The 21,003-nt window shown below is 38.7% G+C and carries 17 protein-coding genes and 1 tRNA gene; 15 read left to right on the top strand and 3 right to left on the bottom strand.

Annotated elements, in window-relative coordinates; translation table 11 throughout:
- Positions 1–145: 145 nt before the first annotated feature.
- Positions 146–1,780 (top strand): recombinase family protein, encoded by a 1,635-nt coding sequence (locus FBD94_RS01015; RefSeq protein WP_136878770.1) that lies wholly within the window; start codon positions 146–148, stop codon positions 1,778–1,780.
- 358 nt (positions 1,781–2,138) lie between these two features.
- Here the strand turns inward: FBD94_RS01015 and FBD94_RS01010 are convergent.
- The 3 genes from FBD94_RS01010 to FBD94_RS01000 form a co-directional block, all read right to left on the bottom strand.
- Positions 2,139–2,212, bottom strand: a tRNA-Arg gene (locus tag FBD94_RS01010).
- 99 nt (positions 2,213–2,311) lie between these two features.
- A complete protein-coding gene (locus FBD94_RS01005) occupies positions 2,312–2,776 on the bottom strand; it encodes a redoxin domain-containing protein (protein WP_136878769.1) in 465 nt (154 codons plus the stop codon).
- Between the two features lie 190 nt (positions 2,777–2,966).
- A complete protein-coding gene (locus tag FBD94_RS01000; protein ID WP_136878768.1) occupies positions 2,967–3,872 on the bottom strand; it encodes an SDR family oxidoreductase in 906 nt (301 codons plus the stop codon).
- 217 nt (positions 3,873–4,089) lie between these two features.
- Between FBD94_RS01000 and atpD the strand changes: the two genes are divergently transcribed.
- The 14 genes from atpD to leuB all read left to right on the top strand — a co-directional run bounded on the left by atpD (position 4,090) and on the right by leuB (position 20,920).
- Positions 4,090–5,595 carry a F0F1 ATP synthase subunit beta gene (atpD, locus tag FBD94_RS00995; RefSeq protein WP_131607426.1) on the top strand — a complete coding sequence of 502 codons (1,506 nt, stop codon included), beginning with the start codon at positions 4,090–4,092 and terminating at the stop codon, positions 5,593–5,595.
- Between the two features lie 65 nt (positions 5,596–5,660).
- A complete protein-coding gene (gene atpC / locus FBD94_RS00990) occupies positions 5,661–5,903 on the top strand; it encodes an ATP synthase F1 subunit epsilon (RefSeq protein WP_131607425.1) in 243 nt (80 codons plus the stop codon).
- Positions 5,904–6,412: 509 nt separating this feature from the next.
- The gene (locus tag FBD94_RS00985; protein ID WP_131607424.1) at positions 6,413–7,303 is read left to right on the top strand and encodes a branched-chain amino acid transaminase; all 891 of its coding nucleotides are present in this window, start codon (positions 6,413–6,415) and stop codon (positions 7,301–7,303) included.
- A gap of 38 nt (positions 7,304–7,341) precedes the next feature.
- Positions 7,342–9,039 carry a dihydroxy-acid dehydratase gene (gene ilvD / locus FBD94_RS00980; RefSeq protein ID WP_131607423.1) on the top strand — a complete coding sequence of 566 codons (1,698 nt, stop codon included), beginning with the start codon at positions 7,342–7,344 and terminating at the stop codon, positions 9,037–9,039.
- 36 nt (positions 9,040–9,075) lie between these two features.
- Positions 9,076–10,815 carry a biosynthetic-type acetolactate synthase large subunit gene (ilvB, locus tag FBD94_RS00975; protein WP_131607422.1) on the top strand — a complete coding sequence of 580 codons (1,740 nt, stop codon included), beginning with the start codon at positions 9,076–9,078 and terminating at the stop codon, positions 10,813–10,815.
- A 9-nt stretch (positions 10,816–10,824) separates the two neighbouring features.
- Positions 10,825–11,442, top strand: a complete 618-nt coding sequence (gene ilvN, locus FBD94_RS00970) for an acetolactate synthase small subunit (protein WP_131607421.1) — start codon at positions 10,825–10,827, stop codon at positions 11,440–11,442.
- Between the two features lie 11 nt (positions 11,443–11,453).
- Positions 11,454–11,921: a DinB family protein gene (locus FBD94_RS00965; protein WP_136878767.1), complete on the top strand. Its 468-nt coding sequence runs from the start codon at positions 11,454–11,456 to the stop codon at positions 11,919–11,921.
- Positions 11,922–11,962: 41 nt separating this feature from the next.
- Positions 11,963–13,444, top strand: coding sequence for a ketol-acid reductoisomerase (gene ilvC, locus FBD94_RS00960; protein WP_131607419.1), 1,482 nt, complete (start codon positions 11,963–11,965; stop codon positions 13,442–13,444).
- A gap of 56 nt (positions 13,445–13,500) precedes the next feature.
- On the top strand, positions 13,501–15,009 hold the full coding sequence (locus FBD94_RS00955; RefSeq protein ID WP_136878766.1) for an ATP-binding cassette domain-containing protein: 1,509 nt from the start codon (positions 13,501–13,503) through the stop codon (positions 15,007–15,009).
- Between the two features lie 16 nt (positions 15,010–15,025).
- A complete protein-coding gene (locus tag FBD94_RS00950; protein ID WP_131607417.1) occupies positions 15,026–16,189 on the top strand; it encodes a 2-isopropylmalate synthase in 1,164 nt (387 codons plus the stop codon).
- Positions 16,190–16,231: 42 nt separating this feature from the next.
- A complete protein-coding gene (gene leuC / locus FBD94_RS00945) occupies positions 16,232–17,647 on the top strand; it encodes a 3-isopropylmalate dehydratase large subunit (RefSeq protein ID WP_131607416.1) in 1,416 nt (471 codons plus the stop codon).
- 17 nt (positions 17,648–17,664) lie between these two features.
- Positions 17,665–18,261, top strand: coding sequence for a 3-isopropylmalate dehydratase small subunit (leuD, locus tag FBD94_RS00940; protein WP_090786584.1), 597 nt, complete (start codon positions 17,665–17,667; stop codon positions 18,259–18,261).
- 26 nt (positions 18,262–18,287) lie between these two features.
- Entirely contained in the window at positions 18,288–19,805 is a 1,518-nt protein-coding gene (locus FBD94_RS00935) for an alpha-isopropylmalate synthase regulatory domain-containing protein (RefSeq protein WP_136878765.1), read from the top strand.
- A 56-nt stretch (positions 19,806–19,861) separates the two neighbouring features.
- A complete protein-coding gene (gene leuB, locus FBD94_RS00930) occupies positions 19,862–20,920 on the top strand; it encodes a 3-isopropylmalate dehydrogenase (RefSeq protein WP_090786580.1) in 1,059 nt (352 codons plus the stop codon).
- Positions 20,921–21,003 lie beyond the last annotated feature (83 nt).

Below are 21,003 nucleotides of genomic sequence, written 5' to 3'. Positions count from 1 at the left end.
TAGAAATTTAAAGTGGTTGCCTTGTCCTGCCATAACTCGCCGTCAATTCTAACTGGGACAATTAGTTTTATAATTAACAAGTCATCTTAATTCAAGAAAAAATACTACTCTGCCTTTCCATCGTAGATAACAAAAATATTCCATCATGCAAACTGCAATGTTATACATTCGTGTAAGTACTGATGAGCAGGCACAAAAAGGATACTCACAGCAAAGCCAAAGAGAACGTTTAGAAAAGTTCTGTTTCGTTAATAAAATTCAAATTCTACAGATCGTATACGAAGATCATTCAGCAAAAACCTTTAATAGACCCGAGTGGTCAAAATTATTCTTAGGCTTAAACCGTAGTAGAGTTAACAGACCAGACTTTATTTTATTCTCCAGATGGGATAGGTTCAGCAGGAATGCTGCGGATGCATATTCCATGATTGAAAGGCTTAAAAAGATGAACATTGAAACCAAGGCCATTGATCAACCTCTTAACCTCGCTATTCCAGAAAATAAAATAATGCTCGCTATTTACCTGGCAACATCCGAAGTAGAAAATGACAGGCGAAGTTTGAATGTCAGGCAAGGTATGCGTAAAGCAAAACAAGAGGGACGATATATGTGTCATGCACCGATAGGATATATAAATATCACCTTAATCGATGGCAAAAAATGTATAATACCCAAAGAGCCAGAGGCGACCTTTATCAAGAACATTTTTATCGAATTGGCCAAAGGATATTATTCCACACGTTTTATTTATAACGAAGCAATAGAGAACGGATTTAAATGTAGCTTAAATAATTTCTGGCTGATGATCCGAAATCCTATTTATTGTGGTAAGATCATAGTTCCAGCGTACGAACAAGAAAATCGGTATTTAGTTAATGGCTTGCATGAAAAATTAATATCTGAAGATGTCTTTAAACAAGTTCAACAGGTATTAAATAACAATGCAAAACCACAATGCAGAACTAAAACTAATAATCAACTACCATTACGAGGTCTATTAACATGCCCACTATGCCTTAAGATCCTAACAGGTAGTGCCTCGAAAGGTAAAAATAGGTATTACCATTACTACCACTGTATAAATGGTTGCAAATTCCGGGTTAGAGCCGATTCTATGGATGAATTGGTACTAAAAGAGTTAATACAGTTAATTCCTGGAGAATTTTATTTATCTCTTTTTCGTGCGGTCTCACAACGTGTTTATAATAAACATTTCGGCGAAGCTTCAAATACACAATCCCAAATCTTCAGAAGCATCGAAAGAACATTTGAAAGGCTAAACAAGGCTAAGGAACTTTTATTATCAGGTGAAATAGACAATGATGACTATTTCGCAATAAAAGCCGATTGTGAGTACAAAATCAACAGGATAGGAACTAGTTTGAACAACGCAGCGTTTATGATTTCAAAGGCTGAAAAAATAATAGCTGAGGCTATGCAAAAATTCTCAAATATCTCTCTAACCTACCAACAATTTGAAACTACATACAAAAGAAAAATAATCGACATCTTAACTGACAAGCGGATATTTTGCGATGATAAAAACTTTCATATCCTTTTCACAGATGCTGCGAAATTCATTTTCAATTTGGATTGTGAAAATTTGGATGAAATCCAAGCAATTTCCGATTCAAATTCAGTAGAAGAATTTGTTTACTCGAAAGAATGTGAAGAAATCATAAGGTTTGAAAGCAATAATAACCGAAATATTGAATCTAGGAATGCTCAAAATGTTATATTTTTCCTAGAGAGATTTGCAGAGCTGGTCATCCATAGCTAAAAAATGAATTACTTTACTGGGGATAAAAATTTCTAAAATCAGTGTCTAATCGCCAGCTATTAACTGTTTTTTATTAAATCGACAATTTTACTCTACTAGGGATATATTGCTTTGGTTCGACTCTCTTTAACTCACCCTTCCGGATATCGAACCCTTTTTTAGAATTTTGATTAAAAAAAATAAGTCAAACATCTATATATCAGTGTATTAAATAAAATAATACTTAAAAATTTCTAAAAACACTAAGATTTTAGAGTTCAAAAATCAACAAATACGAAAAAATTGCAACAATCTGAATATCAGATAAATGAATAAAAAAAAGAGGGAATCTCATTGCTGAAATTCCCTCTTTCCAAAGTGCACTTGTAGGGATTCGAACCCCAAACCTTCTCATCCGTAGTGAGATGCTCTATCCAATTGAGCTACAAATGCGTTTCTGTTTCGTTAACAGGATGCAAAAGTAATGCTTGAAATTGATTTTACCAACTTTTTTTTGAAAATAATCTCAAGCATTACCAGTAAAAATTAAGGTTAAGCTTCTACCACTTTCTTAATCGCATCAAAATCAGGCATATTACCTGCATCCTCTAAAACCTCTGAATGGATAATTTTTCCTTCTTCATCGATTACAAAAGCTGCTCTTTTTGATACTCCTCTTAAATTAAGGACAAAATCTTCATAAAATGAGCCATACGCTTGTGATGTTTCTTTGTTGAAATCTGACAACAAAGGGAACTGGTAAGACTGTTCTTCTTTAAACTTAGCTAATGTAAAAGGAGAATCAACTGAAATACCTACAACATCAGCATTCATTCCCTGGTAAAAACCAAAGCTATCTCTCATTGTACATAACTGTGCAGTGCAAACACCTGTAAACGCCAAAGGAAAAAAATGTACTACCAATTTCTTTCCTTTATAATCTGAAAGTGATACATCTTTCAAATCAGTACTTAATAATTTAAAATCCGGGGCGTTATCGCCAACTTGTAATGCCATATTAGTTTATTTTTTAATTTATATATTCTTTTAATGTGTACTGATTAATTATACAAGGTTAAGTACAGGTCCTTCACAAGATTAAGGTTTCTTCACACCTCATTCACACCTCCTTCACACCAAACCCACAAACAGGTACCTCTTTGTGAAGGAAGTGTGTCTAATGTGTGGATGATGTGAGGAGAAGTCCTTAACGCTGACTTAACTGTTGATCAACTATTGCCAGTCCTTCCTCAAAACTTCTAGGGCTATAACCCAGTTCAGAAATGGTCTTATCTAAGATGAAACCTGTTCTCGCTGGTCTTTTTGCCGTTTGATTTAAAGTTTCGGCACTAATCTCGTTAATCAGGCTTTTGTCTAAATGCCAATAATCCGCTACACGGGCTACCAATTCAGAAATACTCATCATATCTTTTCCCGAAGCATTGTAAACCCCTCTTGCATCTTTCTCTACAGCCAGTAAACAGCAATCTGCTAAATCTTCGGCTAAGGTTGGCATCCGCCACTGATCATTCACTACATTAATAGGATTACCCTTTTCAAGTGCACCTTTTGCCCAAAGCACGATATTGCTCCTACTCATATCACTTACAATACCATATACTATAATGGTGCGAAGGATTGCCCAGCGGCAGGTAGAATTTTTAATCACTTCTTCGGCTTCCAGTTTGGTAATCCCATAATAACTTAAAGGATTGGGAGCAGCCATTTCATCGTAAGGACCGTGCGCGCCATCAAATATAAAATCTGTTGATAAATGGACCAATTGAATATTGTGTTCTTCACAAAGCGATACCAGCGTTTTCACCGCTTCAACATTGAGTTGGTGTGCCAACCCTTTTTCTGATTCACAGGTATCCACATTGGTCATTGCCGCTGTATGAATAATCGCATCTGGCTGATACTTTTCCACAACTTCCCTAACATTTATAGGATCAAGAATATCCATTTCAACATAAGTGTAACCTGCTTTAATAGGAAAGCGATTAGCCCCTTTAGAAGTTGCGATGAGATTAAACTGATTCGTTTCCAGCAATCGTTCTGTTAATTTCTGGCCTAAAAGGCCATTACTACCTGTTACCAGTATTGTCTTCATGAGCTTATAATTTCTTAATTAACAGTCATACAAGGACCTAAACCCTAGATTTTATGCTGCTTAACTACTCGCTAAAATACCATTTTAAAAACTGTTGAAAAACTTTTTATTTATATATGCAATTCTTGTATAAAAATTTTAACTTTGCAAACCAAATTGTAGGCTTATAAAAGAGCCTTTAACAAATTGATATTTATAATTTTACCCAAAACAATATATGCCTAACATTGGAAAAATAGCGCAGATTATAGGACCGGTAGTTGACGTGAGTTTTGCTGACGATGCTCATTTACCTCAAATTTTCTCTGCATTAGAGATTGAAAAAGAAAACGGACAGAAGGTCGTTTTAGAAGTTCAACAACATCTTGGTGAAGACCGCATACGTGCAATTGCAATGGACTCGACCGACGGTTTAGTTCGCGGAATGAAAGTACTAGATACTGGATCTCCTATCACAATGCCTGTTGGTGACCAAATTAAAGGTCGTTTATTCAATGTTGTTGGTGAAGCTATTGATGGTATTAGTGCCGTTGATAAAGCCGATGGCAGACCAATTCACAATGCCCCTCCTAGATTTGAAGATTTATCAACTGAAACTGAAGTACTTTTTACAGGTATTAAAGTAATCGATTTATTAGAGCCTTATGCTAAAGGTGGTAAAATCGGTTTGTTCGGTGGTGCGGGTGTTGGTAAAACTGTATTGATTATGGAGCTGGTAAACAACATTGCGAAAGCATATGCTGGTTTATCTGTATTTGCTGGTGTAGGTGAGCGTACTCGTGAAGGTAATGACCTTTTACGTGAGTTTATCGAATCTGGTGTAATCAACTATGGTGATGACTTTTTGCATTCAATGGAAAAAGGCGGATGGGATTTGAGTAAAGTTGATACTGAAAAATTAAAAGAGTCTAAAGCAACATTGGTGTTCGGTCAAATGAACGAGCCTCCTGGAGCACGTGCTCGTGTAGCTTTATCTGGATTAACAGTTGCGGAATATTTCCGTGATGGTGATGGCGAAGGCGCTGGAAAAGATATCCTTTTCTTCGTTGACAATATCTTCCGTTTCACTCAAGCTGGTTCTGAGGTATCTGCCCTATTAGGTCGTATGCCTTCGGCGGTAGGTTACCAACCAACACTAGCTACTGAGATGGGTTTGATGCAAGAGCGTATTACTTCAACTAAACGCGGTTCAATTACATCTGTACAAGCTGTATATGTACCTGCGGATGATTTAACTGACCCTGCTCCGGCTACAACATTTGCCCACTTAGATGCAACAACTGTATTGTCTCGTAAAATTGCTGAGTTAGGAATCTATCCTGCGGTGGATCCATTGGATTCTACTTCACGTATCCTTTCTCCTGCTGTTTTAGGTGACGAACACTACAATACTGCTCAACGCGTAAAAGAAACTTTACAACGTTATAAAGAACTTCAGGATATCATCGCCATCTTAGGTATGGATGAGTTATCTGAGGAAGATAAATTGATCGTATCTCGCGCTCGTCGTGTGCAACGTTTCTTATCTCAACCTTTCCACGTTGCTGAGCAATTTACAGGATTAAAAGGTGTATTGGTTGACATTAAAGATACCATCAAAGGATTTAACATGATCATGGATGGTGAAGTTGATGAATATCCAGAAGCAGCATTTAACCTTGTAGGTAGCATTGAAGAAGCTATTGAAAAAGGTAAAAAACTATTAGCGGAAGCAAATAACTAATATTGATAAATAGCGGCGAGATTTGAGTCATTGGCTCAAACCTCGCCGCTCCTATCTAAAAGCAAATGACACTAGAAATATTAACACCAGACAAGAAAATTTTTGAAGGCGAGGTAACAGCAGTTACCGTACCGGGAACAATGGGTTCGTTCCAGATTTTGCACGACCATGCTCCGATTATTTCTACTCTGGAGGATGGCCCCGTAATTATTAAAAGCAAAACCGGCGATAATACCTTTATTATTAAAGGTGGTGTGGTTGAGGTCTTAAAAAACAAAATTATTGTTTTGGCCGAAGGGGTTGCTTAATATTTTATCATACAATATTGAGAAGCCCTTTGAAATTTCAAAGGGCTTTTTTTGTAGCTAATAAATCAACTTTTTTCCTACCACACTCCGTTTTAGGAAGAAAATCACAAAAAATACAATGCTGGCATAATACCCATACCGAATACCGAAATCATATTCGGTATAACATCATCCAATTAACATACCAAAAACAACAAAAACAACAAACTATAATCTGAAATATATAAAAAATGCAGAATTATATTTTTTTTCAATTATTTTCGCCCAGCTATTGATAGTTTAAACAGCAACGACTAAATTGGATTTATAAAGCAATAACAAATAAACGATACAATGAACCTTTCAATTACAGCATTATATAATGTCATTATTAACCTAATTATTCTTCTGATTCTTCAGAAGGACAAGGCGCTGTAAATGAATATTTAATAAAAAAATATACGCAAGCGCCCCCAAAAGTGGCGCTTTTTTAATGAAACAATACCTTAAAAAACAGAACCTATAACCAAATGCAATATTTCAACTCAAATACAGTGCTTTACTTAAACGGCCAGTTTCAAAAAGCAACTGACACGACTGCAGATATTTATGGGCAGTCATTACACTATGGCTATGCTGTATTTGAAGGAATAAGAGCATACCATACCCATAATGGAACCCGGGTTTTTAAAGCCAGAGAACATTATGAACGCTTAAAGCGCTCAGCAGAATTGGTTCATATCCCCTTTCCCTGGGATGTAAATGACCTGATCAAACAGACATACAAATTATTAGAAATCAATAATTTGAAAAATGCATATATCCGCCCGCTAATTTATTGCGCACCTAATATGTCATTAATAGGTGGCACAAAACCCTCCATTATGATATGTGCATGGGAATGGGGCGCTTACCTTGGACACGAACAATTAAAAGTTTGTATTTCGAGTTACGAAAGACCCAATCCTAAATCAACGCAAATAGAAGCTAAAGTAAGTGGCAATTATGTAAATTCTATATTGGCCACAACAGAAGCGAAAAGCAAAGGTTTTGATGAGGCATTGTTGCTAGACATGAATCAAAATGTTGCTGAAGCTCCGGGGGCAAATGTCTTTATCGAAAAGAATGGCAAATTGTTTACGCCACCGCTTGGCAACATTTTACCAGGTATCACTCGCGCAACAGTTATAGAACTATGCCATATCCTTGAGATAGAAGTTATAGAAAAACATTTAACGGTAGCAGATTTGAAACATGCAGACAGTGCTTTTTTCTGCGGCACAGCTTCAGAAATTGCCGGTATAGCCTGCATTGATGAGTATCAATTCCCATCAAGATGGATTGATAGTATTGGCGCGACGATACAACGTACCTACAAATGTTTGGTATTAGAAAAACAGAACTACGAAGTAATTATATAATAAAACACATTAAAAAAAAAAAGACCTAACCATATATTATGTCACAAACACCAGAAATTAATCGTTACAGTAAAACTTTTACACAAGACCCAACACAACCAGCTGCACAGGCGATGTTGTACGGAATTGGATTGACCAAAGCAGATATGGATAAAGCACAGGTCGGTATTGCCAGCATGGGATATGATGGAAATACCTGCAATATGCACTTAAACGATCTGGCTCAAATTGTAAAAAAAGGTGTCTGGAACAATGATATGGTGGGTTTAACCTTCGGCACGATTGGCGTAAGCGATGGTATGTCTAACGGTACTGATGGTATGCGTTACTCTTTGGTATCTAGAGATGTAATTGCAGATTCTATCGAAACCATTTGTGGTGGACAATATTATGATGGACTGATCACCATCCCTGGTTGCGATAAAAACATGCCTGGTTCAATCATGGCAATGGGTCGCTTAAACCGTCCATCTATTATGGTATACGGTGGAAGTATCCACTCCGGAAAATATAAAGGTGCCTCATTAAATATCGTATCTGCGTTTGAAGCTTTAGGGCAAAAATTAGCGGGTAATCTGGAAGAAGAAGATTTCCAGGGTGTAATCAAAAACGCTTGTCCGGGTGCAGGTGCATGTGGTGGCATGTATACCGCAAACACCATGGCTTCAGCTATCGAAGCTTTGGGCATGAGTTTGCCTTACAGCTCATCCTACCCTGCTACAAGTGAGGAGAAAAAGAAAGAATGTATAGATGCTGGACAATATATCCGCACCCTTTTAGAGCGAAATATCCTTCCTTCTGACATCATGACTGACAAAGCATTTCACAATGCAATTGTAACTGTTATGGTATTGGGTGGTTCTACCAATGCGGTATTGCACTTAATTGCAATGGCTAAATCTGTTGGCTTGAACTTAAAACTAGAAGATTTCCAAAGAGTTAGTGACAGCACCCCGGTATTGGGCGACTTAAAACCAAGTGGAGCTTACTTAATGGAAGATTTACACGAGATCGGTGGTGTTCCAGCTGTATTAAAATATCTATTAAAAGTAGGATTGGTACATGGCGATTGCTTAACCGTTACCGGTAAAACTTTAGCGGAGAATGTTGCTGATGCTGCTGATCTTGATTTTGAGACGCAGAAGATCATCTTCCCGATAGAAAATCCGATCAAAGAAACTGGTCACTTGCAAATGCTTTACGGAAACCTTGCAACCAAAGGTTCTGTAGCTAAAATTAGTGGTAAAGAAGGCGAGAAATTTACAGGTCCTGCGCGCGTTTTCGATGGAGAAAAATCGCTTATGGCTGGTATTCAAAGTGGAAGAGTGAAAAGTGGAGATGTAGTGGTGATCAGACAAGTTGGTCCTAAAGGTGCACCTGGTATGCCGGAAATGCTAAAACCTACTTCATTAATTATCGGTGCAGGTTTAGGTAAATCGGTTGCTTTGATTACTGACGGACGTTTCTCTGGAGGAACACATGGTTTCGTAGTAGGCCACATCACTCCTGAAGCATGGGACGGTGGAAACATTGCCTTGGTACACGATGATGACGTCATCACCATTGATGCCGTAAACAACTCTATTGATGTTCACCTGACTGATGAACAACTAGCTACCCGTCGTGCGGTTTGGACACAGTTACCTCCACCCGTCACCAAAGGAGTGCTCTACAAATACATTAAACAAGTAAGCGACGCCAGTGAAGGCTGCGTTACTGATGCCTACAACGGTTAAACAAATTTAAAAACCTCATTACCTAAAAATAAAACAATGAATACAGCACAAGAGGAAGCAACCACCTTAGCAGAACCAAAGAAGACGATAAACGTTTCTGGTTCGGTAGCTTTATTGGAAGGATTAATTGCCGAAGGTACGGATACCATTTTTGGCTATCCTGGTGGTGCAATCATGCCAATTTATGATGCATTATACGATTATAAAGATAAATTAAAACATATTCTGGTACGCCATGAACAAGGCGGTACACATGCCGGTCAGGGTTATGCACGTACCTCTGGAAAAGTTGGTGTAGTATTCGGCACCAGCGGTCCGGGTGCAACCAACCTGGTTACAGGTTTGGCAGATGCCCAGATCGACAGTACACCTATGGTTTGCATTACTGGTCAGGTTTATGCACACTTGTTAGGTACTGATGCTTTCCAGGAAACCGACGTGATCAACATCACGACTCCGGTAACCAAATGGAACTACCAGATCACTGATGCTACAGAGATTCCAAGTGTATTGGCTAAAGCGTTCTACATTGCCCGCAGCGGCAGACCGGGACCGGTATTGATTGACATTACTAAAAATGCGCAATTGCAAATGTTCGATTACGAGGGCTATACGCCTTGCGATCACATCCGTAGCTACCGCCCAAAACCTTTGATCAGAAAAGAATATGTACAGCAGGCTGCTGAACTTATCAATTCGGCAAAGAAACCATTTATATTATTTGGACAAGGCGTTTCATTGGGTAATGCTGAGCAGGAATTTAAAGCTTTTGTTGAAAAAACTGGTATTCCGGCAGCATGGACAATTTTAGGTGCTGGCGCAATCGCGACCGACCACCCTTTAAATGTGGGTATGTTGGGTATGCATGGTAACTATGGCCCTAACGTACAAACCAATGCTTGCGATGTACTGATTGCTATAGGTATGCGTTTTGATGACCGCGTAACTGGTCGTTTAGATAAATATGCCAAACAAGCTAAAGTAATCCATTTAGATATTGATCCTGCTGAGATTGATAAAAACGTTAAAGCCGATGTTCCTGTTTGGGGCGATTGTAAAGAAACGTTACCGCTTTTAACTGCATTGGTAGAAGAAAAACAACATACAGAATGGTTAGCTGAATTCAGGGCTTTCGATAAAACAGAACAGGAAGTTGTCATTCAAAATGAATTACATCCAGCAAGTGGTGAATTGACCATGGGTGAGGTAATTAACCAATTGAATGAAATCACTAAAGGTGAAGCTGTAGTTGTAACTGACGTAGGTCAACACCAAATGGTAACTTGTCGTTATGCTAAGTTTAACCACACCAGAAGCAATATTACCAGTGGTGGCTTAGGAACTATGGGTTTTGGCTTACCTGCGGCTATTGGTGCTAAATTTGGTGCGCCAGACCGTACCGTTGTGGCGGTAATCGGTGATGGTGGTTTCCAAATGACTTTACAGGAATTAGGTACCATTATGCAAAGTGGTGTGGATGTGAAAATCATGATCCTAAACAACAGGTTCCTGGGTATGGTTCGTCAGTGGCAGCAATTGTTCCACGACAAGCGTTACTCCTTTGTGGACATCGCCAGTCCGGATTTTGTTAAACTGGCCGATTCTTATTACATCGCCGGCAGAAAAATCTCTGAGCGTGAGGACTTAGTTGGCGCTTTAACAGATATGTTGAACCATAAAGGCTCATACCTGTTAGAAGTAATGGTAGCCCAGGAACACAACGTATTCCCGATGGTTCCCCAAGGTAGCAGTGTTAGTGAAATCAGACTTAAATAATTAAAGACCATGAGCAATTCGCAGGATACAGAATTAAATGGAAAACAGGAATTTACGATTACTGCATACACCGAAAATCAGATCGGTATATTGAATCGTATTGCCATTATATTTTCAAGAAGAAAAATCAATATAGAAAGCTTAAACACCTCTCCTTCTGAGATTGAGCATATCCACCGCTTCAATATCGTGATTCACGAAACAGAAGAAGTGGTACGCAAACTTTGCCGTCAGATTGAAAAACAAGTAGAGGTGTTGAAGGTATATTACAATACCAACGGCGACATCATTTGGCAGGAGCTTGCGCTTTACAAAGTGCCTACAGACATCGTTGCAGAACGTGCTCCGGTAGAGCGATTGCTTCGTGAGTATGGTGCCCGTGCGGTAGTGATTCGTAAAGATTACACCGTATTTGAAGCGACTGGACACAGAGAAGAAACCGATAAACTGATTGAAGTTTTACAACCTTATGGGCTGATAGAATTTGTAAGAAGTGCAAGGGTTGCGATCATCAAAGACAGTGAAGGCTTTAATGCTAAACTGAGAGAGTTTGAACGCAGAGAACCAGGACAGGATGTTATTGAAAACGAATTCCTGGATAAAGAAAAGAATGTATTTAGCATGTAACGCTTAGCAAGATGGAATACCTTTTAAATATTACAAGACAAACGCGCGAGAACTTCATCAAGTTGATCGAAACATCAACTGTTGAAGAACTGAATGAAATTCCGGCAGGTTTTAACAACAACATCATTTGGAATTTCGGACACATCGTTGCTAGTCAGCAAGGTTTATGCTACCGACTGGCCAATGTTGAGCCTGTAATTGAAAAGCAGTATATACTGCCTTATACAAAAGGGACGAAACCTGAAAAGTTTATCGATGCCGAAGAAATCAATAGCCTAAAAGAATTGATGCGTAGTACCATCAATCAGTTAGAAGAAGACCTGAACGGCAATAAATTCATGACCTACAATTCGTTTAAGACCGCTTATGGTGTAGAAATAAAAAGTAGTCCTGAAGCTGTTCAATTCTTCGTAGTACATGATGCGCTGCATTATGGAATTGCTTCGGCGATTAAAAAAGTGATCAATACCAATAAATAAAAATAAAACGAACCTTAAAAAAATCTAAAACAATAAAAAAGATGTCAAATTACTTTAACACATTACCTCTTAGAGAACAACTGAACCAATTGGGCGTTTGCGATTTCATGGACAGCGCTGAATTTCTAGATGGTGTAAATGTATTGAAAGGAAAAAAACTGGTAATTGTAGGCTGTGGTGCACAAGGCTTAAACCAGGGTTTAAATTTAAGAGATAGTGGTTTAGATGTTTCTTATACTTTGCGTAAGGAAGCTATCGAAGGCAAAAGAGATTCATGGAAAAATGCTACAGAGAACAACTTTACTGTAGGCACTTACGAAGAATTGATCCCAACTGCTGATGTTGTAATTAACCTTACTCCTGATAAGCAACATACTGCAGTAGTAACTGCAATTATGCCTTTGATGAAAAAAGGTGCTACTTTATTGTACTCTCATGGTTTCAACATTGTTGAAGAAGGCATGCAAATCCGTAAAGACATTACGGTGATCATGGTTGCTCCAAAATGTCCAGGAAGTGAAGTTAGAGCTGAATATGTAAGAGGATTTGGTGTACCTACTTTAATTGCTGTACACCCTGAGAATGATCCTGAAGGAAAAGGTTTGGCACAAGCAAAAGCTTACTGTGTTGGAACTGGTGGTCATAGAGCTGGTGTTTTAAAATCATCTTTTGTGGCTGAAGTAAAATCTGACTTAATGGGTGAGCAAACTATCCTTTGCGGATTGTTGCAAACAGGCTCGATCCTTTCTTTCGATAAAATGGTTGAAAAAGGTATTGATGCTGGTTACGCTTCGAAATTGGTTCAATATGGTGTTGAGGTAATTACTGAAGCCCTTAAACATGGCGGTGTAACCGGTATGATGGACAGATTAAGCAACCCTGCTAAAGTTAAAGCTTTCGAAATTTCGGAAGAATTGAAAAACATCATGCGTCCATTGTTCCAGAAACATCAGGATGATATCATGAGTGGAGAGTTTAGCAGCACAATGATGGCTGACTGGGCTGCTGGTGATAAAAACTTATTGGCATGGCGTGCTGCAACTGGCGAAACTGCTTTTGAAAAAACTCCTGCTGGTGATGTTAAAATTGCCGAGCAAGAATATTTTGACAACTATACTTTAATGGTAGCTTTTGTTAGAGCTGGTGTGGAATTGGCTTTCGAGACAATGGTTCAAGCTGGTATCAAACCTGAGTCTGCTTACTATGAGTCGTTGCACGAAACTCCACTTATTGCCAATACCATTGCACGTAAGAAATTATTTGAAATGAACCGCGTAATTTCTGATACTGCTGAGTATGGTTGCTATTTATTTGACCAGGCTTGTAAACCATTGTTAGCTGATTTTATGACTAAGGTTGATACTGACCTTGTTGGTAAAAACTTTAATGAAGGTAAAGATGGTGGTGTAGATAACAGAACACTAATTGCCATAAACGAAGCATTGCGTACACACGAAGTTGAGGTAATCGGTACCAAACTGAGAAAAGCAATGACTGCAATGAAATCTATTAAAACAGCATAAACATAAAATAATTAGCTGCATCTTTTTTTAGGTGCAGCTAATTACAAAACAACAAAATGTCACAACCCGTCGTCCATATCGCCAATCTTAACTTAAAGTACCAGTCCAAACCTGTGTTACAGGATTTGAATTGGACTATAAATAGGTATGAGAATTGGTTATTATGTGGAACAAGCGGAAGTGGCAAAACTTCATTGGCAAAAGCTATTGCTGGTGTAGATCACAGTTACGGGAATATTAAAATTGAGTTTAATGCGCAAAGTAATTTACCGGCAACTGTATATTATGTAGCGAACTGGTTTCAGTTTAAAGATTTAGAAGGCCAGTCTAACTTCTATTATCAACAACGTTACAATAAGCAGTCGACAGAAACCACTGCGACTGTAAAAGCTGAATTGGAAAGCTTTGGCAAAAAATACGAGCTTCAGTTTAATGAAGTGGACAGCATTTTAGCTGCATTAGGCTTTTCTGAATTGAAGCACTCTACCCTTATCCAATTATCTAGTGGAGAGCATAAAAAATTGCAATTGGTTAAAGCCATATGGTTAAAACCACAGGTATTGATCTTAGACCTCCCCTACAATGGCTTGGATACGCTTTCTCGTCAAAACTTAAATGCTTTATTGGAAGAAATTTCTGAAGCCGGAACGCAGTTGATTTTAATCAGCAACGATGACGAATTGCCTTCATGCATGAATCGCTTTGCAGTAATCAAGGAAGGTCAGTTGGTTGAAATTTCGGCGGATGAACGTACTGGCAATGAGTTCGAGACATCGGAACAACCTGTTCCAGCATTTTTAGCTGAAACAATAGTTACTTCTTCTTCGGCAGAGATCATTAAAATGATTGATGTAAACATCAGTTATGGTGAAAAAAGGGTGCTTAAAAACATCAACTGGGAAGTTAAAGCTGGCGAAAAATGGGTATTGCAGGGCCATAATGGTTCGGGAAAATCAACTTTGTTAAGTTTAATTTGTGGCGATCATCCACAGGCCTATGCCAATAATTTCCATCTATTTGGAAATAAAAGAGGTAGTGGCGAAAGCATCTGGGAGATTAAAGAACGTATTGGTTTAATATCTCCGGAATTACATTGGTATTTTGATCCCTCGGCAACAGTTTTCCAAAGCATCGTTTCAGGATTTTATGATAGCTCGGGCTTATTTTGTGATCCCGGATATTCTAAAAAAGTGCAGACGGATGAATTGATTAGCTATTTCGGTCTGGATGAATTTAAAAATACCTTGATGAATGAACTCCCTCTGGGCAAGCAACGACTGGCTTTGCTGGCCAGAACGATTGTAAAAAACCCGGAGCTATTGATCCTGGATGAACCTTGTCAGGGTTTAGACCAGCAGCAAACAAAACATTTTAACAGACTGGTAGATGGATTGTGTAAAAATGGAACAACACTAATTTATGTTGGCCACTTTGAATCACAATTGCCAGACTGCATTGAAAAAAGAATCTTATTAGAAAACGGAGCAGTAAAATCCGTAGAAAACATATTAGAAAGCGTTGAGATCGCAGAAAGCGTTGAGAACGTCGAAAATTTTGAATACTAATTAAACACTAAGAATTATGTTACACGATCCGAATAGAGTTTATGTATTTGACACCACCTTGCGGGATGGTGAACAAGTGCCGGGTTGCCAATTGACGACCCCAGAGAAAATAGAAATTGCTAAAGAACTTGAAGCGCTGGGCGTAGATGTTATTGAAGCAGGATTTCCTATTTCGAGTCCAGGCGATTTCCAAAGTGTTGTAGAGCTTTCAAAAGCTGTATCTGAACCAATCATCTGTGCATTAACCCGTGCCAATAAAGGTGATATTGATTCTGCAGTTGCTGCATTACAATATGCCAAACGTCCGCGTATCCATACAGGTATCGGTTCGTCTGACATGCACATTAAACATAAATTTAACAGTACAAGAGAAGAAATACTTGAACGTGCCGTTGAAGCCGTTAAATATGCCAAGAAATCTGTAGAGGATATTGAGTTTTATGCAGAAGATGCTGGCCGTGCTGATGTTCGCTTCCTTGCCCAAATGGTAGAGGCAGTTATCGCAGCGGGTGCTACTGTTGTAAATATACCAGATACAAACGGTTATTGCTTGCCAGATCAATATGGCAGCAAGATCAAGTTTTTGAAAGAGAATGTAAAGAACATTGATCAGGCGATCATATCTGTGCATTGCCACAATGATTTAGGTTTAGCTACCGCAAATTCAATTGCTGGTTTGCAAAATGGTGCACGTCAAATTGAAGGTACCATTAACGGTATCGGTGAGCGTGCAGGTAACACTTCTATCGAAGAAGTGGTTATGATTTTAAAAACGCACGAGATTTTAGGTTTGCACACGAACATCAACACTAAAAACTTTTACGAATTAAGCCGTATGGTGAGCTCGCAAATGCGTATGCCTGTACAGCCGAATAAAGCGATTGTGGGTAGCAATGCCTTTGCACATAGCTCTGGTATCCACCAGGATGGTTTCTTAAAGAACCGTGAGAACTACGAAATTATCCGTCCTGAAGACGTTGGTTTCCCTGATGCAAGTATTGTACTGACTGCACGTAGCGGCAGACATGCTTTAAAATTCCACTTAGAGCGCTTAGGTTTTAGTTTGAGCAAAGAGGAATTGAGCGAAGTATACCACCGTTTCCTTACGGTAGCGGATAGTAAATTAGATATTAATGACCAAGATCTTTTGTTGATGATGGGCAAGCAGCAATTAGCTTAGCCATCATTTTACAATAATGAATTTATAATAAAAAAGAAAAAAATGAGCAAGACATTATTTGATAAGGTGTGGGACACTCACGTTGTACGTAAGATAGAAGGTGGCCCTGATGTGCTTTTTATTGATCGCCATCTTATTCACGAAGTAACCAGCCCTGTTGCCTTTTTAGGTTTAAAAAGCAGAGGGATTAAAGTATTGTATCCTGAGCGTACGTTTGCTACGGCAGATCACAACACGCCTACAATTAACCAACATTTACCAGTTGAAGATCCACTTTCGGCTAATCAATTAAAAGCATTAGAATCAAACTCTAACGAATATGGTATCAGTCACTGGGGATTAGGTCACCAAAAGAATGGTATTGTACACGTTGTAGGTCCAGAATATGGTATTACCCAGCCGGGTGCGACTATTGTTTGCGGTGATTCACATACTTCTACACATGGTGCTTTTGGTGCTATTGCTTTTGGTATTGGTACTTCTGAAGTAGAAATGGTACTTTCTACGCAGTGTATCATGCAGCCAAAACCTAAAAAAATGCGTATCAATGTGAATGGCAAATTAGGTTTAGGTGTTACGCCTAAAGATGTTGCCTTATTCATTATTTCTCAGTTAAGTACTTCTGGTGCTACTGGATATTTTGTGGAGTATGCAGGTGATGTTTTCGAAAACATGACTATGGAAGGCCGTATGACGGTTTGTAACTTGAGTATTGAGATGGGTGCTCGTGGTGGTATGATTGCTCCTGATGAAACGACTATCGAGTATGTAAAAGGTCGTGAGTTTAGCCCTAAAGGCGAAGCATGGGATAAAGCATTGGCTTATTATAAAACCTTAAAGACTGATGCCGACGCGGTATTTGATAAAGAATTAACCTTCGATGGTTCTTCGATAGAGCCAATGATCACTTACGGTACTAACCCAGGAATGGGAATGGGTATCTCTCAGGAAATTCCTGATGCGGCTCATGCTGAAGGTGGTGCTGCAACCTATGCTAAATCATTAGGTTATATGGGCTTCTCTGAAGGTGATTCTATGATCGGCAAGAAAGTAGACTTCGTTTTTGTGGGTAGCTGTACAAATGGTCGTATTGAAGATTTCAGAGCATTTACTTCTATCGTTAAAGGCAAGCATAAAGCTGATGATGTGACCGTTTGGTTAGTTCCAGGCTCGCATATTGTTGAGGCACAAATTAAAGAAGAAGGTTTATTGGATATTTTAACTGAGGCTGGCTTTACTTTACGTCAACCAGGTTGTTCCGCTTGTTTAGCTATGAACGACGATAAAATACCTGCTGGAAAATATGCGGTAAGTACTTCTAACAGAAACTTTGAAGGAAGACAAGGTCCTGGTTCAAGAACTATGCTGGCTAGTCCACTAGTTGCTGCCGCTGCTGCTGTTACAGGCGTGGTTACAGATCCTAGAACACTAATTGAGAACGTTGAAGAACTTGTCTAACACAAAAAAAGATTAAAATGGCTTACGATAAATTTAATATACTTACAAGCACTGCGGTTCCACTTGCAATAGAAAACGTGGATACCGACCAATTGATTCCTGCACGCTTTTTAAAAGCTACAGAACGCGTTGGATTTGGTGATAACCTATTCCGCGATTGGAGATACAATCCGGACAATACGCCTAAAAAAGATTTCGTATTAAATAACCCTATCTACAGTGGTAAAATACTAGTGGGTGGCAAAAACTTCGGTTCTGGTTCATCAAGAGAGCATGCTGCATGGGCTGTTTATGATTACGGATTCAGATGTGTGGTATCTAGCTTCTTTGCTGATATTTTTAGAAACAACTGTTTAAACATTGGCGTATTGCCAGTACAGGTTAGTCCTGAGTTTGCTGAAAAGATCTTTGAAGCAATTGCAGCTGATCCGAATACTGAACTGGAAGTTAACTTACCCGAGCAAACAATTACACTTTTAGCATCAGGAGAAAAAGAGACTTTTGAAATCAGTCCTTACAAAAAAGACAATATGTTGAATGGCTTTGATGACATCGATTATCTGCAGAGTATAAAACCAGAAATTGAGGAATTCGCTTTACATCTTCCTCTTTAACCAACCAAACAATCAACCAACTGAACATGGAAAGAAGGAAAATAGAGATAATGGACACTACATTGCGCGATGGAGAACAAACATCGGGCGTGTCTTTCTCCATTTCAGAAAAATTAACGATCACCCAGTTATTATTGGAAGAACTCCATGTAGACAGGGTTGAGATTGCTTCGGCACGTGTATCTGATGGAGAATTCCAGGCTGTAAAATCCATTTTAAGCTGGGCTGAAACGAATGGCTATGCAGATCGTATAGAGGTATTGTCTTTTGTAGACAATGGTGTCTCTATAGACTGGATGTTAAATGCCGGTGTTAAAGTTCAGAACCTATTAACCAAAGGTTCTTTAAACCACTTAACGCATCAGCTAAAGAAAACACCGGAACAGCATTTTGCAGAAATCAAGCATGTTGTTGATCTGGCTGGTGCTCATAACATTGCCACTAATGTTTATTTAGAAGATTGGAGCAATGGAATGCGTAATTCACCTGAGTATGTTTTTCAGATGCTGGACTTTCTAGCTACTCAGCCCATAAAGCGAGTTTTACTACCGGATACCCTGGGCATTTTAACGCCTTGTGAAACCTTTAAGTTTATTAAAGATCTGCAATCGAAATATCCAGATACTCATTTTGATTTTCATGCACATAATGATTATGACCTGGGTACTGCAAATGTATTGGAAGCCATTAAAGCTGGGATAAGTGGCTTACACTTAACCGTAAATGGAATGGGTGAAAGAGCTGGAAATGCTGCAATGGCTAGTGCTATTGCTGTAATTAAAGATTTTGCACCGGAGGTTGAAGTACAGTTAAAGGAATCTTCTATTTATAAGGTAAGTAAGCTGGTAGAGACGTTTTCGGGTGTTAGAATCCCTTCGAACAAGCCGATTGTTGGTGATCATGTATTTACCCAAACTGCTGGTATCCATGCTGATGGAGACAATAAAAACAATCTTTATTTTAATGATCTGTTGCCGGAACGTTTTGGCAGAAAAAGGAGTTATGCTTTAGGCAAAACATCTGGTAAAGCCAACATCGAAAAAAACTTGCAGGAGCTAGGACTGAAACTAAATGATGCCGATCTGAAAAAAGTTACGCAACGAGTAATTGAATTGGGTGACAAGAAAGAAACGGTAACGAAAGAGGATTTACCTTATATCATTTCTGACGTATTGGATAGTAATCTTTATGAAGAAAAGGTTATTGTTGAATCGTACGTATTGATGAATTCTATGGGTTTACGCCCATCTGCAACGATTTCTGTGATCATTGACGGAGAGAAGTTTGAAGAGAATGCACAAGGTGATGGCCAGTTTAATGCTTTTATGAACGCCCTTACTAACGTTTATGCTCAGAAAAAAAGATCTTTACCTAAGCTGATTGATTACGCGGTACGAATAGCTCCGGGAAGTAATTCTGATGCTTTGTGCGAAACCATTATTACCTGGGAAACGGATCAAAAAATATTTATTACCAGGGGTCTGGATTCAGACCAAACCGTTTGCGCAATTAAAGCTACCCAGAAAATGTTGAACATCATTTAAGGGTAAAAAACCAAAAGAATATTATCAAAAGAATTAAAAACAATTACTAGAAAAATATGAAACTTAATATTGCTCTTTTAGCAGGAGATGGAATTGGCCCAGAGGTTATTGACCAGGCTGTTAAAGTATCAAATGCGGTAGCAAAAAAATTCAATCACGAAATTACCTGGACAGCTGGTATCACTGGTGCTGCTGCAATCGATGAGGTTGGCGAACCTTACCCAGACTCGACACACGAAATATGTATGGCTGCTGATGCTGTTCTTTTTGGCGCTATCGGGCATCCACGTTTTGACAATGATCCAAAAGCAACTGTTCGTCCTGAGCAAGGCCTTTTGAAAATGCGTCAGAAATTAGGCTTATTTGCAAACGTTCGTCCTACTTTTACTTTCCCATCTTTAATTGACAATTCTCCTTTAAAAAGAGAGCGCATTGAAGGTACTGACCTTATTATTCTTCGTGAATTAACTGGTGGTATCTATTTTGGCGAAAGAGGTAGAAAAGACGATGGCAACACTGCTTTTGATACTTGTACTTACACTAGAGCAGAAGTTCAGCGCTTAGCTAAATTAGGTTTCGAAATGGCGATGACACGTAGCAAAAGACTTTGCTGTGTAGATAAAGCCAATGTATTGGAAACTTCACGTTTGTGGAGAGAAACGGTACAGGATATGGAGAAAGATTTCCCTGAGGTAACTGTAAGCTATGAGTTTGTAGATGCAGTTGCAATGCGTTTGGTACAATGGCCAAATTCTTATGATGTATTGATTACTGAAAATCTATTTGGTGATATTTTAACTGATGAGGCCTCTGTAATTTCAGGTTCTATGGGCCTTATGCCATCTGCTTCTATTGGTGTTCATACTTCATTGTTTGAGCCGATTCATGGTTCTTATCCACAAGCAGCAGGTAAAGACATTGCTAATCCTTTAGCGACGGTATTGTCTGCAGCGATGATGTTTGAAGATGCTTTCGGATTAAAAGAGGAAGCTGAGTTGATCAGAGAGGTTGTGAACAAATCTCTTGCAGAAGGCATTGTAACAGAAGATTTAGCTGGTAAAAACAAAGCTTACAAAACAAGTGAAGTGGGCGATTGGTTAGCTAAAAACATATAAAACTTCTGATTTATCCTATATTTGGGTAACCTAACTAAAGCCGCCATCTGCGAAAACAGGTGGCGGTATTATTTTTTCAGAAA

Source organism: Pedobacter hiemivivus (genome assembly GCF_005144565.1).
In the GTDB taxonomy this organism is placed as follows: domain Bacteria; phylum Bacteroidota; class Bacteroidia; order Sphingobacteriales; family Sphingobacteriaceae; genus Pedobacter; species Pedobacter hiemivivus.
The sequence above is the reverse complement of the archived record's forward strand: the minus strand, read 5'-3'. Positions and strand labels throughout refer to the sequence as shown.